Raw genomic sequence first — 13,850 nt, forward strand, 5'->3', positions numbered from 1 at the left:
TTCGATGTTCGGCCACAAATCTCGGTCGGTCCTCGTCGGGCTGGAGGCGGGAACCAGCAAGATCAAGGCGGCCGTCGCGGAGCTCAATGGCCAAGGATCCCTGATTCTCCTCGGAGTGTCCGAGAGCCCTTCGACGCATATTCGGAAGTGCGAGATCACCGACTTCGAGATGACGCAGAAAGCGATCCACCAGGCGATCCTGGACGCGGAGGCAAAAATGGACGTCTCGATCGGAGAGGTCTACCTGGCGATCTCGGGCGCTCATATTCGCTCCTTCCAAAGCCGCCTTGCCCTCGATTTGGGGCAGGAAGGGGGGATGATCGAGGAGGGCCATTTGCGCGAGCTGCGCGAGCTGGTGCGGCAGCAAGTCCTGCCGCAGGGGCAGATCTTGCTCCATTATCTTCTGCAGACCTACATCCTGGACGACGGAACAGCGACGGCGAATCCCGTCGGCCTCTTCTCCCGCCGCCTCATGGCGGACTATCACCTGGTTTCCGGGATCGCAACGCGTCTCCAGACTACGGTTCACTGCGTGAAGGAGCTCTCGCTTCGGGTGAAGGGGTATGCCCTGTCGAGCTACGCGACCGCCCAGGCGCTCCTGACCCCGGAGCAGAAGAGCTTCGGATCGGTCGTCATCAACTGCGGAGCGGGAATCACCGATTACATCGTCTACCGGAATGGGTTTGTCGCCCATTCGGGAACGCTCGGGGTAGGAGGGGACCACCTGACCAACGATCTCGCGGTCGCCCTGAAGATTCCGTTTCCCCGAGCCGAGGAGCTCAAGAAGGCTCATGGCACGGTGGATTTGCGGGAAGAAGTGGCGTATCGCCGTGTCGGCCTGACGGCCGAGGGACCCTACGAGCAGCGATTCGCCCCGATGTCCTTGATCGCGGAAGTGCTTCAGGCGCGGCAGGCGGAGATCTTCGAGATCATTCGGGAAGACTTGGAAGATCAGCCGTTCTGGGAGGGCTTCTCGGGAACGATCTTCTTGACGGGCGGAGGATCCCGGCTCGACGGCATCCAGAAATTGGCGACAAGGATCTTCGACCGGCCCGTGGAGGCCGCAAAGCCACTCGCCTTCGGCGGAGAGGTCTCCTGCGAGGGGAGGGAGGATTGGACGACCGTGCTGGGTCTGCTACGCTATGCGCGGATCGTGGAAATGCAGGAGAGCGGGGGCGGTCGATGGGACCGTATGGGTCGGTCGCTACGTCGATTCCTTTCAGGGATCCGGTTCTTTTAGATGGGGCTCCGTGTCGATTCTTGTGGGAGACCTCCGCGTGAGAGAGCCGGAAACTCATTGATGGACCCCTGAAAACGATCGAGGAGAGAGGATGAGCGCGCGCATCGTGGGAGCGGGGGCGGTGGGGATCGATGTGGTCGACGAGTGGATCCTGCTCTCGGATGGCCCGACGGGGAGCCTTGCCTGCGACGGGGAGGCTTCCGCGGTCGAGGGGTCGCTCGCGTTGGAAAAGCTCCTCCTTGCCCCCGACCTCGCGAGCGGGCTCGGCTGCTTCGGCGGCCGCGATCTTGCTTGGCGGATGGTGGGGCAGGAAAATCAGAGGCTCGAAGCGCTGCTCAAGGACTGTTCCCGCTTGTTGATCGTGACCGGGCTTGCCGGAGCAACCGGCGCCACGGTCACGGAAGCCCTCGCCCTGAAAGCCGTGGAGCGGGAGATCTCGACTACGGTTTTTGCGATCCTCCCCTTTCCTTTCGAGACGGAGGAGCGACAGGCAGCGGCGCAGGCGACCCGTGACGCGCTCCCGGCCGAGGCTTCCCTCTTCCTTTTTCCACCACCGACGCCCTCAGAAGAGCCCACCCCGGACGTCACCGCGGTGCGGCGAAGGTTGCGCGAATTCCAGAGTGCGCTCGCCCAATGGGTCGATGTCTGGTCGGGGATGGCTCGCGGGGTCGTTTCCCCTGCCCATTGGGGAGGCAGGGCGGAGACTTCTCCATTTACCGTCGCCGGGGCGATCGAGGATTGCCAGCTTTTCGCCGGAGCCGGACCGCGGCTCGACCTCTCCCTGCTGGGATTCCTGGAGGCGAGCGGATTCCGGCAAGCGGCCGAGAAGGCCGATCGTTGCCTGGCTTCCATTGAGGCACACGACGAGGTTTCTGGCGGGGAGGAGGAGCTCGCCAACCGCCTGCAAAAATTTCTCCCGAAGCGAGCACACCTCGACGTTCTCCGTCGAACCGCGGCTCGCTCGACAGAAAGCCGGATCTTGCTTCTCGTGGGACGAGACGCTTCCCGGCATCCGAAGGCGGTGTACCCGGAGCGGGATGAGCGGGAGCCGGCCCCGGAGCCGGAGCGAGCTCCGATCCGGCGCGTCTTGGCGGAACCGGAGGGGCGGCTTGTCCCTGCCTCCCAGGACGGCACCCCCTTTGCGAAAACCGCAGCTACCCTGCACAAAGGCGAAAATCTCGATATTCCTGCGTTCCGGCGGAGGAAGAGGGAGCCGGGCCTGGCGAGGGAATGATTTTCGAAGGACGGAAAGCCGGTTTGGACCTTGCTTGCAGAGATGGGGGATCGTGCCAGAGAGGGGAGCGCGGCGGATTGAGTATGGGAAGCAATCGGTGGCGAGACGCAGGGAGGGAAGGGGGGCTGCCGTCTTTCGAGAAGCCGGTCCGCCAAAAACGACTCGAAAAAGGTCTTTCGCAAAAAGAAGTGGCCGGCCGGGTCGGGATCACTCGGCAGGCTCTTCATTCGATCGAAACGGGCCGCTACGTGCCGAATACCTTGGTTGCGATCCGGCTTGCCCGGACGCTCGGAAGCCGGGTGGAGGAACTCTTTCCCTGCTGGGAGGGGATCGATCTTCCTTTTTCGCCGGGTCCGTTTCCCCAGGTGGAAGGCGGCAGGCGCGTGGTCTTGGCGGATGTGCGTGGCCGTCTGATCCCTTACCCGGTGGAGCGGCTCGAAGAGGGCTCCGGCACCTTCGTGGCAGCGGACGCGCTCCTCCCAGGGGGAGATCGGGGGGGCCAGTGGACTCTTCTCTCCTCCTCCACCGCCATTCAGAGAAGCGCCCTGTTCCTTGGCTGCGACCCGGGCATCGGCCTTCTCGTCGAGAAAATCGCCACCGTGAGCCGGGATCGACTCCGCTGGATCTCCTGCGCCAGCGAAACGGCGGCGGCCGCGCTTGGCGCCGGGCAGGCGCATCTGGCGGGCTGCCATCTTCCCGGAGGGGAGCTGCGCAACAACCGGGTGCTCGCCCGGGAAGCCTTGCAGGGATTCGGCGGAATCTTGATTCGCTTCGCGCAGTGGGAGGAAGGACTGGCTGTGGCGCGAGGGAACCCGCTGGGCATTCGCTCGGTGGAGGACCTGGCTCATCCCGGCTTGCGGTTCCTCAATCGGGACGCCGGATCCGGGAGCCGGGCTCTTCTGGACGACCTGCTCCGCAAGCGGGGGATTCCCGGAAGTGCGATTCCGGGATATGAGAAATCGGCCCGCAACCCGGTGGCGGCCGCGCGCGCCGTGGCTTTCGGGGTGGCGGATGCCTCCTGGACCAACCGCGCTTGCGCGCAGGCGGAGAACGTGGAGTTCATTCCCCTGGGAGCCAGTGAGTTTGATTGGATCGTTCCCATGGATCAAGTCGATCATCCCATGGTCGCCCTGTTGCTCGATCTCCTCTGCGAGGCGCGCATGCAGGCCGAGTTCGCCGCGCTTCCCGGATATGACGTGAGCCGGATGGGCACGGTTGCGGCGAGGTTCGCGAAGGAACGGCAGGCGGCAAGTTAGGCAGAAGCGATTGTGCCTGCTTCCCCGCTCGTGTCTTGCGCTTCCCAGAGCTGGCAGTAGAGACCTCCTCGAGCCAGGAGGTCGTCATGCCGGCCCGACTCGGAAAATCGCCCTTCGTCCAGCACGTAGATCCAATCCATCTCCCTGGCTAGGCGAAGCCGGTGGGTGACCAGCAAGGTTGTCCGGTGGGCGGAGAGCAGATGCAGGCTCTTGAGGATTTCCGCCTCGACCGCGGGGTCGAGGGAGCCGGTCGGTTCGTCAAGCAGGAGAATCGGGGCCTGCCGCAAGAAGGCGCGGGCGATCCCGATCCGTTGTCGTTGCCCGCCACTCAAGGTCTGTCCATGCTCGCCGACCAGCGTCTGGTACTTCTGCGGCAGCTGCTCGATGAACTCATCGGCTTGCGCGCCTTGCGCCGCCTTCTTGATTTCCTCGAACGAAGCGGCGGGCCGCCCCAAGGCGATGTTTTCCAGGATGGTCCCGGGGAAGAGTACCGTATCCTGGAGGACGATCCCCAGATTCGCGCGCAGGGATCGCTTCTTCACCATCCGGATGTCTGTTCCATCGATCCGGATCGTTCCAGCGGAAGGCTCGAAGAAGCGCGGAATCAGAGCCAGAAGCGTGCTCTTTCCGCTGCCGGTCGGACCCACGATGGCAACGCGCTGGCCCGGTGCGAGGTGGAAGGAGAGGTCCTGGAGAACCGGCCGGCGCCCTTCATAGGAAAATTGGACATGATCGAAGGCGATTTCTCCGCGAGGGCGCGGCAGATCGGTCGCCCCAGCCAGGTCGGGGATCGTGTCGTCTGTTTGCAGGACCTCGAAGACGCGGGACAGGCGCGCTGCGGCATCCTCGAGAGCCCATGCGGTGTACGACAACTGCTCGAGCGGTTGGTAGAGCAGGGCGAGGTAGCTGAAAAAGACCCACAGTTCGCCCACGGTCAGGCGCCCCTGGGCGACTTGCAGCGCGCCCACGAAGAGTACCAGGGCGGCTCCGAAGGCGGTGATCCCGGTGGCTGCCAAGGAGGAGAGGCTGTTGGTCCAGAGGAATCGGAGGTTGGTCTGGCGGCTCTCCTCCACATGACGGCGGAAGGTCGAGAGGGTGCTCTCCTCGCTGCCGTAGGCTTGAAGCAGCTGAATGTTCGCCAGACCCTCGACTGCCTGGGCAAGCACCCGGCTCTCCCTGTCTTGGAGCTCTCCGCTTTGCCGGCGGATCCTCTCCGCAAAATGGCCAATCACAAACCAGAGGAACGGAAGGATGCCGAGAGCGCACGCTGCCAAGAGAGGATTCATCCGAAAAAGGACGATGGCGGCGCCGATCAGCGTGGCACTCGACCCCAGGACCGTACCAAGACCCCTTTGGAAGAGCGTCTGAATCGCCTGCGCGTCATAGGCAACCCGGTACGCCAAGTCGGCTTGGATGCGGCTCCGGTGATAGGGGAGGGGAAGGTTCTGCAAATACCCGAAAAGGTCGGTGCGCAGGAGGGCCAAAGCCCGCAATCCACAGTGATACAGGAGCGAGTTGGCCCAGAGGTTGAGGCCTCCGTGCAACAGGGAAAACCCGACGAGAGCCACGGCGGCACCGAGTGCGGTTTCCGGCAACGAAAGCGTCCAGCCCAGGAAGTGGCTTGTCCCGGGGTGCGAAAGGAGGGCGTGGTCGATGAGCCACTGCACGGGCCAAGGGCGTAGCAGGCTTGCCGCCACGGTGAGGAGAAGCAGGAAGGAAGCGAGCAGGGAGGCGGCGGCGACTCCGGAAAAGTAGGGGAGGCAGCCGCGGTAGCTCAAGAAGCCTCCTTTCCGTTCGTCTTGCGGCATGCCGCGTGTTGCAGGTCCTGATGGAACCGAGCCTCGGACGGTCGAATTCGGAGTCATGCGTTACCGTCCCTGGGCCGGGGGGGGATGAAGGAGGAGTCGGACCGTGAGCCGAAGGGCCGCCAGGGGACCGGGTGCAGGTCCAGGAGCTGGCCCGCGATGGCCACGATCTCCGCGAGCCCGCGCCGAAGCCGGAGCCCTTCCCGAGCCCAGAGGATGAACACCGGGGCCGCCCCCGCAAGCAAAAGCAGGGCGGACCGGCCGAAGGCGGCAACGGCGGCAGCCAGGACGAGGCTGCCACCCATCCCACTCAGCACGGCGAGAGGGCTCGGGCGCAGCAGGGTGGCCACCCGAATCACTCTTCTCCGTTGCGGGTAGATCTCGGTCAGCGTCCGCAGTTGCACGTGCCACCACGGCCCCGCGAAGACGTGGAGATCCCAGCTGCTCCAGCCGGCGTCGAGGGCGTAGGCATAGCCCTTCTCCGTCAGGACGGACTGGATCTGAGTCAGCAGGTCCATGCGCTCGATGCCGGTTTCGCTCCAGAGGGCGACTCCCTCTCCGGAGAAGGTCGTACGGATCGGGGGTGGCGGTCCCGAGGATGGCGAGGCCGGCGGAACCGGCTTCCCGCGAAGCCAGGCCAGTTGTCGGGAAATGCCGCGGGCGAGCGGCTGCAAGTAAGCCAAGGCGAAAAGAAGGAGCCGATTGGCGCGCGTGGCGAAGGGACGGGCAATCTCTCCCCGGAGCCCGTAGATCGCTGCCGGGATCAGGCTGGCCGAAAGCAGGAGCATCGGAGCGAGGAGGGCGGGCCAGCCAAGGCAGAACGGGAGCGCGAAAAGTCCGAGGATCAGCCATTCGACGCTGGAGAAAACGGCGGCCCAAGAAACCTCCGCGCGGGAGTAGAGGCACTGGAAGAGGCCGCTGGCGAAGGGGCCATGGAAGACCCGCGGGGGAACAAGGGAGGGGTGCGGAGCCCCCGGCGAATAGATCTGCCCTTTCCAGAACGCGGCCCCGTCCGCGCGGAAGCGACCAAGATGGCGGAAGCGCAGGAGGGCTTCGGCCTTCCCGTAGCCGGCCTGCTGCCGCAGGTAGGCCCAGACGGTCGATCGCCGGTGGTGCCAGACGAGCGCGCCGGGGGCAAAGCCGAGACGCTCCCCGCGATCGAGGAGCCTCCAGCAGAGGTCGACATCATCTCCGGCGACGCGAAATTCGGGAAGGAATCCTCCCACCGCTTCCAGAGCCGATCGCCGAAAGGCCATGTTGCAGCCGGGGAGATGCTCCGCCAGTCGATCGGTCAGCAGGACATGGGTCGGGGCACCGGGTGCCGCCGCGAGGGAGGCTTGGAGCGCCGTGGTCGGCGGAGGAGCGAGGTTTGGTCCCCCCACACCCGCCAGATCGTCCGATTGGACGGCGCGGGCCAGAAAATAGAGCCAATCCTGGTCGGCGATGCAGTCGGCATCGGTGAAGGCGATGATCTCTCCTTCCGCCGCTTCGATGCCTCGATTTCGCGCGATCGCCAAGCCGAGATTCTCCTGGCAGAGGACCCGGATTCCCTCGAAGCTCGCGAGCAGCTCCCGGGAGCCGTCGGTCGAGCCGTCGTCGACGACGATGATCTCGAAATCGGGGTAGTGCAGCCGGTGCAGGGAACGAAGGCAGTCGCCGAGGAATTTCTCGCCGTTGAAGTTGCAGACCACGACGGAAACCTTCGGAGCGTGCGGGAGGGGGAAGCGCCGAAAGAGGGGCTCTTTCCAGGAGCGAAAGAGAGCCTGCACCCGATGGAAGCTTGGCTTCGGGCTTCGATCCTTCCGCACCAATCCGAACGCCCAATCCGTGATTTCCAAGCCTCCCGTGAACCATTCATCGGTCCAGGAGAAGAGGACGGTTCCGGCCAAGCCCGAGTGGAAAACCATTTCGACGTGGGCGGCGAGGAGCTCGGCCTGCTCGGATTCTGTATGGCGCAGGGTGTCCATGCCGAACTCGGTGACCAGCAGAGGCTTCTCACCCGAAAGATTCTGGAGGCGGGCCAAATAGGCGCTCAGGTCCGCAGGCCGGTGAAGATACAGGTTGAAGGCGACGAAATCGACCGAGGGGGGGCGGAGGTATTCGGTCGGGGGATAATTCGCATAGCTGACGAGAGCTCCGGGATCCTCTTCCCGTACGATCTCCGTCAAGAAATCGAGATGGCGCTCGATCCGCCCGGCTCCGGCCCACCGGACCAGATCGGGAGGCATCTCGTTGTCGACCAGGTAGGCGAAGATTGCCGGGTGTCCCGCTCTCTCTCGCACCGATCTTCGGACATGCTCGCGGATTCTGCGCAGAATGCGCCAATCCTTCCAAAAAAGGGTGCGCTCAACCCAGGGGATCGTGATCAAGACGCGCAACTCGTGGTCGAGCGCGGAATCGAGCAGGTCGAGCGGAGGAAGGTGGTAGACCCGGAGCAGGTTGCAGCCGCATTCCCGGATGCGCGAGAAATCGTCCCGAATCGCCACCTCCTCGGGAAAAGGGGTTCCGTCGCTCGAACGAGAAGCGAACGGCCCATAGGTCACCCCCTGGACGGGAAACTTCTTCCCCTCTTCGAAGAAAAACTTCCCACGAATCTGGATGCGGGTGAGCTCCATACGCGGCAAGGAACGGCGCACCACGGAGTTGTGGGACCGCTAACCGGCTCTTGCGCAGGATCCTAGCGGGTTGCCGGGAAGGTTGGCAAGGCTGCGCGCCTTCTTCTCTGCGACGCCTGCTCTTTACGGAAGGGAAGCGGCGGGAGTAAACAGGGACCGTGCGGAACGAAAGCGAGCTTGCCCGGTCGGGGCTCCGGCTCATCCACCGAGGCAAGGTCCGGGATCTCTATTCCTGGCGGGACGAGCTTTGGCTCGTGGCCTCGGACCGGATCTCGGCATTCGACTGCATCCTGCCCACGCCGATTCCCGGCAAGGGGAAGATTCTCACGCAGGTGAGCCGTGGCTGGTTTGCTCTCTTGGCGCCGCTCTGTCCCCATCACGTCTTGGGCTACGACCTCCCGCCGGAGGTTCCTTTTCCGGAATGGACGGGACGGCTTACCCGAGCCAAGCCCTGCCGCCCGCTCCCTATCGAGTGCGTGGTGCGCGGCTACCTGGCGGGCTCCGCCTGGAAGGAGTATCGGAGCACGGGAAGGGTGGCGGGTCAGCCGCTTCCTCCGGGACTGCGCGAGGGGGATCCGCTTCCGGAGGCGCTCTTCACCCCGACGACCAAGGCGGAGGTCGGTCATGACCTGCCGCTGACGCCATCCGAAGCGGAAAGGCGGATCGGAGCGGAGCTCTATGCCCGGGTCTCCTCGCTCTCCTTGGGGCTCTACGGCGCAGGAAGGGACTACGCGGCGGAGCGGGGGATCCTCGTGGCGGACACGAAATTCGAGTTCGGGATATGGGGAGAGGAGCTTCTCCTGATCGACGAGGTGCTGACCCCTGACAGCTCGCGGTTCTGGCCTCGGTCGGACTATCGACCTGGCGGGGCGCAGCCCAGCTTCGACAAGCAGTTCGTTCGAGACTACCTCGACTCCCTTGCCTGGGACAAACGGCCGCCCGCTCCCGAGTTGCCGGAGCCGATCGTGACGCAGACGCAAGCCAAGTACCGGGAGGCGTTGCAGCGGCTCTTCCCAGACCTGGCAAAGGAGCTCTCCCCTCAGGGCGAAGCGATCGGATAGGATGGCTCGTGTGGCGCGGTGCCCGGATGCGCCGCGGCACACTCTCCGCGTCCGATCCCTCGGTGGAACGATTCCGCTTGCATTGACCGATCTGGCGCATCGAGAGAATAGTGCCGCCGGGGCGAGACAATTTGGAGGCGCCCCGGTTCAATCCGTTGGCCGCCTTGCTTTGGGAAGCGAGTGTAGCGAGGGAAATGCCTCCCGGCAGCCTATACAGCGTGAAGAGGAAGAGGACGCATTGCTCAGGGTCGCACCGTGGCATTGCGGCGCTTGCCGGGATGCTCCTTGGCCCGATTCTCGCTGCTGGACCCGCCTTCGCGCAGACGGAACCTGGTATGGAAAAGGCGCGGTTGGCTCACCCGGCTCAAGCGCTCCCGCCCTATCAGCAGCCCGTCCAAGGGCGTCCCGCGCCCGGCAACGCCCCTCCGCTCGAGACGCTGCTGGAGGCGGTTTCTCCGATCGCCGCCAAACGGTCGGATCCGAAGGCGCTCGACCTGGCCGCCTGCTACCAGATGGCGGCGGTCCGCTGGGACCAGCTCAAGATCGACTACCAGACCCTGCGCGCGCAGCAGGCGGTAGTGACGCAAACCCTATCGGCGTTCTTCCCGCAGTTTTCCTGGGAAAATTTTCAAAGCTTCCAGAACACGACGGGGGTCATTCCCACGGTCAGCGGAGTGGCCGTGGGAACCTCCCAGGGCTACTTCTCCTTCAACGGGATCAACACGACCTGGCTTCTCTTCGATAGCCTGAGGCAGCAGAACCGGGTGGCCGCGGCTCGGGCGGATGCGGCCGCCCAATCCTACACGCTGCAGCGGGACTACCAGATGCTCTACCTCAATGTCGCCCAGGCGTTCTATCAGGAGCTCAACTATGAGGGGAGCGTCTCTATCCTCGAAGATCAGATCGCCGCTCTGCAGGGCCTCGTGACCGAGCTCGAATATCGGCTCAAGATCGGAAGGTCCCGACCCGCCGATGTCTTCCAGGCCCAAGCGAATCTCGCCGCGGCGGTCGCCCAGCGGGAGGGATATATCGGCTTGATGAATCAGTACAAGGCGACCCTCAACTACTACCTGGGCATTGGCCTGGAGAAGATCGACCTCAAGGAGACGCAGCCCTTTCCCGGGTCGCAGGCCTTGGAAGACTACCTGGTCCACGTGGGAAGCCGTCCGGACGTTCTCGCGCAGCTTCAGCTCCTGCGGGCGCAGAAGGCGGCGCTCGCGGTTGCCATTGGGAACTTTGGCCCACGGGCGGGGCTATCGGGGAGCTACTTCTTGAGCCATCAGCCGGATTCACCGGTGCTCTGGACGGTCAACATCGTGGCGACGATGCCGCTTTTTACCGGGGGACTCCTCACGTCCACCGTCCGGGAGGAGCGGGCGCTCGTCCATGTCGCCGAGCTCCAGGTGGAGAATTTGAAGCGGACCGCCGACCAGAACCTTCGGATCGCCTTTGCTCTGTTCAACGCAGCGGTGGAGCAGGTCCTCCAGTATCGCGAGCAGGTCGAGGTCTCGGCACTCTACTATGCGGCGCAGCGAGACGACTTCCAGCGCGGGGTCGCCCAGCTCCTCGATGTCCTCGTGGCCCTGAACACCTATCAGCAGTCGCGCCTCTCCCTGCATCAGAACGAGATGAACGCCCGGTATCAATTGGTGAACCTCTTCGTCCAGGCGGGCCTGACCCCGACCAACATCGAGGCCACGGGCCTTCCCGTGCAGAACATCCTTCGCACCGGCCCGCCCGTGGGTCCAGGCAACCCGCCGGCGCTCAAGGCTTCCCTACCGTAGTGGATCATGAACGCAAGCGGGGGAGGAAGCATCGGCCTCTGGAGAGGGGCGAAACAGAAGCGCGAGAAGCAGGCGCTTGGCGTCGGAGCCCTCTGCCTGCTCAGCCTGCTTCCCTGGCCGGTCTTGGCGCAATCGCAGGAGAAGGCGGAACACGAGCGACCGGGCTGGCCCCTTCGTGCGCTCCCGGCTCAGGCGCAGCCGGAGCCCGGCCGCCCCGCCGTTTCGAACATGCCTTCCTTTGACATGCTGCTGCAAGCCGTCTCTCCCATTGCCGCAAAACGGGAGGATCCCAAGGCGATCGACCTGTCAGAATGCTACCGGCTGGCGGCGATCCGCTGGGATCAGCTGAAGATCGATGATCAGACCGTCCGCGCCCAGCAGGCGGTGGTGGCCCAGGCCCAGTCGGCCTTCGCACCACAATTTTCCTGGCAGAACGAGCAGAGCTTTCAGAACACCACGGGGGTCATTCCGGTCGTTGGTGGGGTTGCCGTGGGACAATCGGGCGGCTACTTCTCCTTCAACTCGATCAACTCGACCTGGCTCCTCTTCGATAGCATGCGTCAGCAGAACCGGGTGGCCGCGGCCCGGGCGACCGCTTCGGCGCAGACCTACACGATGGCGTGGGACTACCAGAACCTCTACTTGAACGTCGCGCAGGGGTTTTATCAGGAGCTCAATTACGAAGGCAGCGTCAGGATCCTCGAAGATCAGATCGCCATTTTGCGCGACCTCGTCAACGAGCTCCAGTATCGATTCAAGGTGGGCCGGTCTCGTCCCGCTGACGTCTTTCAAGGGCAGGCGAACCTGGCGGCTGCGGTCGCTGCGCGCGAAGGTTACGTCGGGTTGATGAACCAGTACAAGGCGGTGCTCAACTACTACCTGGGGATCGGTCCGGAGAGGATCGACCTCAAGGAGAGCCAAGCGTTTCCCGGACCGCAAACCCTGGAAGACTACCTGGCGCATGTGGGGAGCCGACCGGACATCCTGGCCCAGGTGCAGCTCCTGCGCTCCCAGAAAGCGACGCTGGCGGTCGCCATCGGCGAGTTCGGCCCTCGCACGGCCCTCACCGGCACCTACTTCTTGAGCCACCAGCCCGATTCGCCGGTCGTCTGGAACACCAATATCGTGACGACGATGCCGCTCTTTACGGGCGGGCTCTATACCGGGTATGTCCGCCAGGAGCGGGCGCTCGTTCACTCGGCCGAGCTCCAGGTAGAGAATTTGAAGCGCACGGCCGATCAGAGCCTCCGGATCGCCTTCGCCCTGTTCAACGCGGCGGTAGGGCAGGTGCTCCAGTACCGGGAGCAGGTCGAGGTTGCGGCGCTCTACTTCGCCGCCCAGCGGCACGACTTTCAGCGGGGGGTGGCGCAGCTCCTCGATGTGCTGGTGGCCCTCAATACCTACCAGCAGGCCAGGCTGTCGCTTCATCAGAACGAGATGAACGCCCGGTATCAACTGGTGAATCTCTTCGTTCAGGCGGGACTGGCCGAAGGAAACTGGAATCGCACGGGACTTCCGCTTCATGATATGCTCCAGACAAGCTCACCCTCCGGCCCTGGCGTACCGCCGGTAATGCCGGTGTCGGCTCCGCAATAGGCGATCTTTCCCTTCTTGCGACAGGGAATGATCGGGAGGAATCACGACGCCCGGAACATGGGCGTGATATCTGCCTCCCGCGGAGCAAAAAAGGCCGGAAGCAAAAACGTGGTGGAGGAAGAATCCGAAGACATTGCGCTCATGGCGAAGATCGCCAAGGGCGACGATGAGGCCTTCCGAAGGCTCATCGAGCGCCATGAGCTTGCCGTTTTCGGCGCCGCGGTCAAGATGCTGCAAGACCGCTTCGTCGCAGAAGAGATCACGCAAAAGGTCTTCCTGCGCGTCTATTGGGCGGCCACGCGGTATCGACCGACCGCGAAGTTCCGCACCTGGCTCTTCACGATCTTGCGGCGGCTTGTCCTGAACGAGCTGCGCCGTTGCTCCTCCTCCGCACTCGTTTTTACCGGCGAGGATCCATGGGAGGGGGCTCCCTCCGCCTCTCCCCGCTCTCCCGCGGATCTGCTCGAGGACAAGGAGCGGCTTGAGCTGGTCGAGCGCGCCATCGCCTCCCTGCCTCCGAAGCAGCGGCTCGCGGTGGTCTTAAAGAGCTACGACGATCTCTCCTACGAGGAGATCGGACGGGTCCTCGGGCTCTCGCTGAGCGCGACCCGCGCCCTGCTCTTTCGCGCTCGGGAAAGCTTGCGCAAGACCTTGTCGTTCCTCAGGGAAAGCCGTTGAGCGAAGCCATCCGGGTGGCGGGTGCCTCGTTTTCCCTCCTTTCCCTCGGGGAAGGAACGGGTTAGACTGGTTTCATGCCGGCCAAACGATGCTTCCTTCCCCTTTCGATCCTCTTTGCCGTCTTCTGCTCATGCCTCGCTTTGTCCTCCCCAGGCGTGCGGGCGGCAAGCCGGGCCCCTGTCTCCTCCGAAGGCGCTCCGGCGGGGATGGCCCTATGGAAGACCTACCCGGAGGGAGGAGGGTATTTCCAGCAGCGCCAGGACGCGCCGATCATCGTCATTCCGGGCCCTCCTCGACTGCCGGTTCCGGCGGCTCCCGAAGGAGCGGTGGGTCAACATGGGAGAATACCGCGACAGAAGGTCGTGCCTTCTTTCATTCCGAACGAGGCGATGGAGACCGGAGCCTTTTCCGGCGGCCTGTAGCGGGCATCCGTCGGTCGTAGGCAGGCGCCCCGATCCTCCGCGACATCCGCTCGCTTGGGCGGTTCCATCCTTTGAGATCCACAGGCACGCGGCTGTGGCATCGCGAGACAGATCCTCCCCGGGAAGAGGCATCGGGCCACTGACTGCAAGGGATGGGAT

General features: G+C 64.2%; 10 protein-coding genes. 8 read left to right on the forward strand and 2 right to left on the reverse strand.

Features of this window, described 5'->3' with window-relative positions; genetic code table 11:
* Positions 1–4: 4 nt before the first annotated feature.
* The 3 genes from ftsA (at position 5) to MacB4_RS09915 (ending at position 3,730) form a co-directional block, all read left to right on the forward strand.
* On the forward strand, positions 5–1,240 hold the full coding sequence (ftsA, locus tag MacB4_RS09905) for a cell division protein FtsA (RefSeq protein WP_206863661.1): 1,236 nt from the start codon (positions 5–7) through the stop codon (positions 1,238–1,240).
* 91 nt (positions 1,241–1,331) lie between these two features.
* Positions 1,332–2,474 (forward strand): hypothetical protein, encoded by a 1,143-nt coding sequence (locus tag MacB4_RS09910; RefSeq protein WP_206863662.1) that lies wholly within the window; start codon positions 1,332–1,334, stop codon positions 2,472–2,474.
* A gap of 83 nt (positions 2,475–2,557) precedes the next feature.
* Positions 2,558–3,730 (forward strand): substrate-binding domain-containing protein, encoded by a 1,173-nt coding sequence (locus tag MacB4_RS09915; RefSeq protein WP_206863663.1) that lies wholly within the window; start codon positions 2,558–2,560, stop codon positions 3,728–3,730.
* Here the strand turns inward: MacB4_RS09915 and MacB4_RS09920 are convergent.
* Positions 3,727–5,508, reverse strand: a complete 1,782-nt coding sequence (locus MacB4_RS09920) for an ABC transporter ATP-binding protein (protein ID WP_206863664.1) — start codon at positions 5,506–5,508, stop codon at positions 3,727–3,729. The two genes, MacB4_RS09915 and MacB4_RS09920, sit on opposite strands and share 4 nt — an antisense overlap.
* 83 nt (positions 5,509–5,591) lie before the next feature.
* The gene (locus tag MacB4_RS09925; RefSeq protein ID WP_206863665.1) at positions 5,592–8,150 is read right to left on the reverse strand and encodes a glycosyltransferase; all 2,559 of its coding nucleotides are present in this window, start codon (positions 8,148–8,150) and stop codon (positions 5,592–5,594) included.
* A gap of 158 nt (positions 8,151–8,308) precedes the next feature.
* On the opposite strand from MacB4_RS09925, the gene MacB4_RS09930 reads away from it, so the two are divergent.
* The 5 genes from MacB4_RS09930 to MacB4_RS09950 all read left to right on the forward strand — a co-directional run bounded on the left by MacB4_RS09930 (position 8,309) and on the right by MacB4_RS09950 (position 13,691).
* A complete protein-coding gene (locus tag MacB4_RS09930; RefSeq protein WP_206863666.1) occupies positions 8,309–9,211 on the forward strand; it encodes a phosphoribosylaminoimidazolesuccinocarboxamide synthase in 903 nt (300 codons plus the stop codon).
* 335 nt (positions 9,212–9,546) lie between these two features.
* Entirely contained in the window at positions 9,547–10,995 is a 1,449-nt protein-coding gene (locus MacB4_RS09935) for a TolC family protein (protein ID WP_242529232.1), read from the forward strand.
* 6 nt (positions 10,996–11,001) lie between these two features.
* The gene (locus MacB4_RS09940) at positions 11,002–12,591 is read left to right on the forward strand and encodes a TolC family protein (RefSeq protein ID WP_206863667.1); all 1,590 of its coding nucleotides are present in this window, start codon (positions 11,002–11,004) and stop codon (positions 12,589–12,591) included.
* 57 nt (positions 12,592–12,648) lie between these two features.
* Positions 12,649–13,269 carry an RNA polymerase sigma factor gene (locus MacB4_RS09945; protein WP_206863668.1) on the forward strand — a complete coding sequence of 207 codons (621 nt, stop codon included), beginning with the start codon at positions 12,649–12,651 and terminating at the stop codon, positions 13,267–13,269.
* 74 nt (positions 13,270–13,343) lie between these two features.
* Entirely contained in the window at positions 13,344–13,691 is a 348-nt protein-coding gene (locus MacB4_RS09950; protein WP_206863669.1) for a hypothetical protein, read from the forward strand.
* Positions 13,692–13,850: the final 159 nt, after the last annotated feature.

This window comes from Methylacidimicrobium sp. B4 (genome assembly GCF_017310545.1).
Classification (GTDB): Bacteria; Verrucomicrobiota; Verrucomicrobiia; order Methylacidiphilales; family Methylacidiphilaceae; genus Methylacidimicrobium.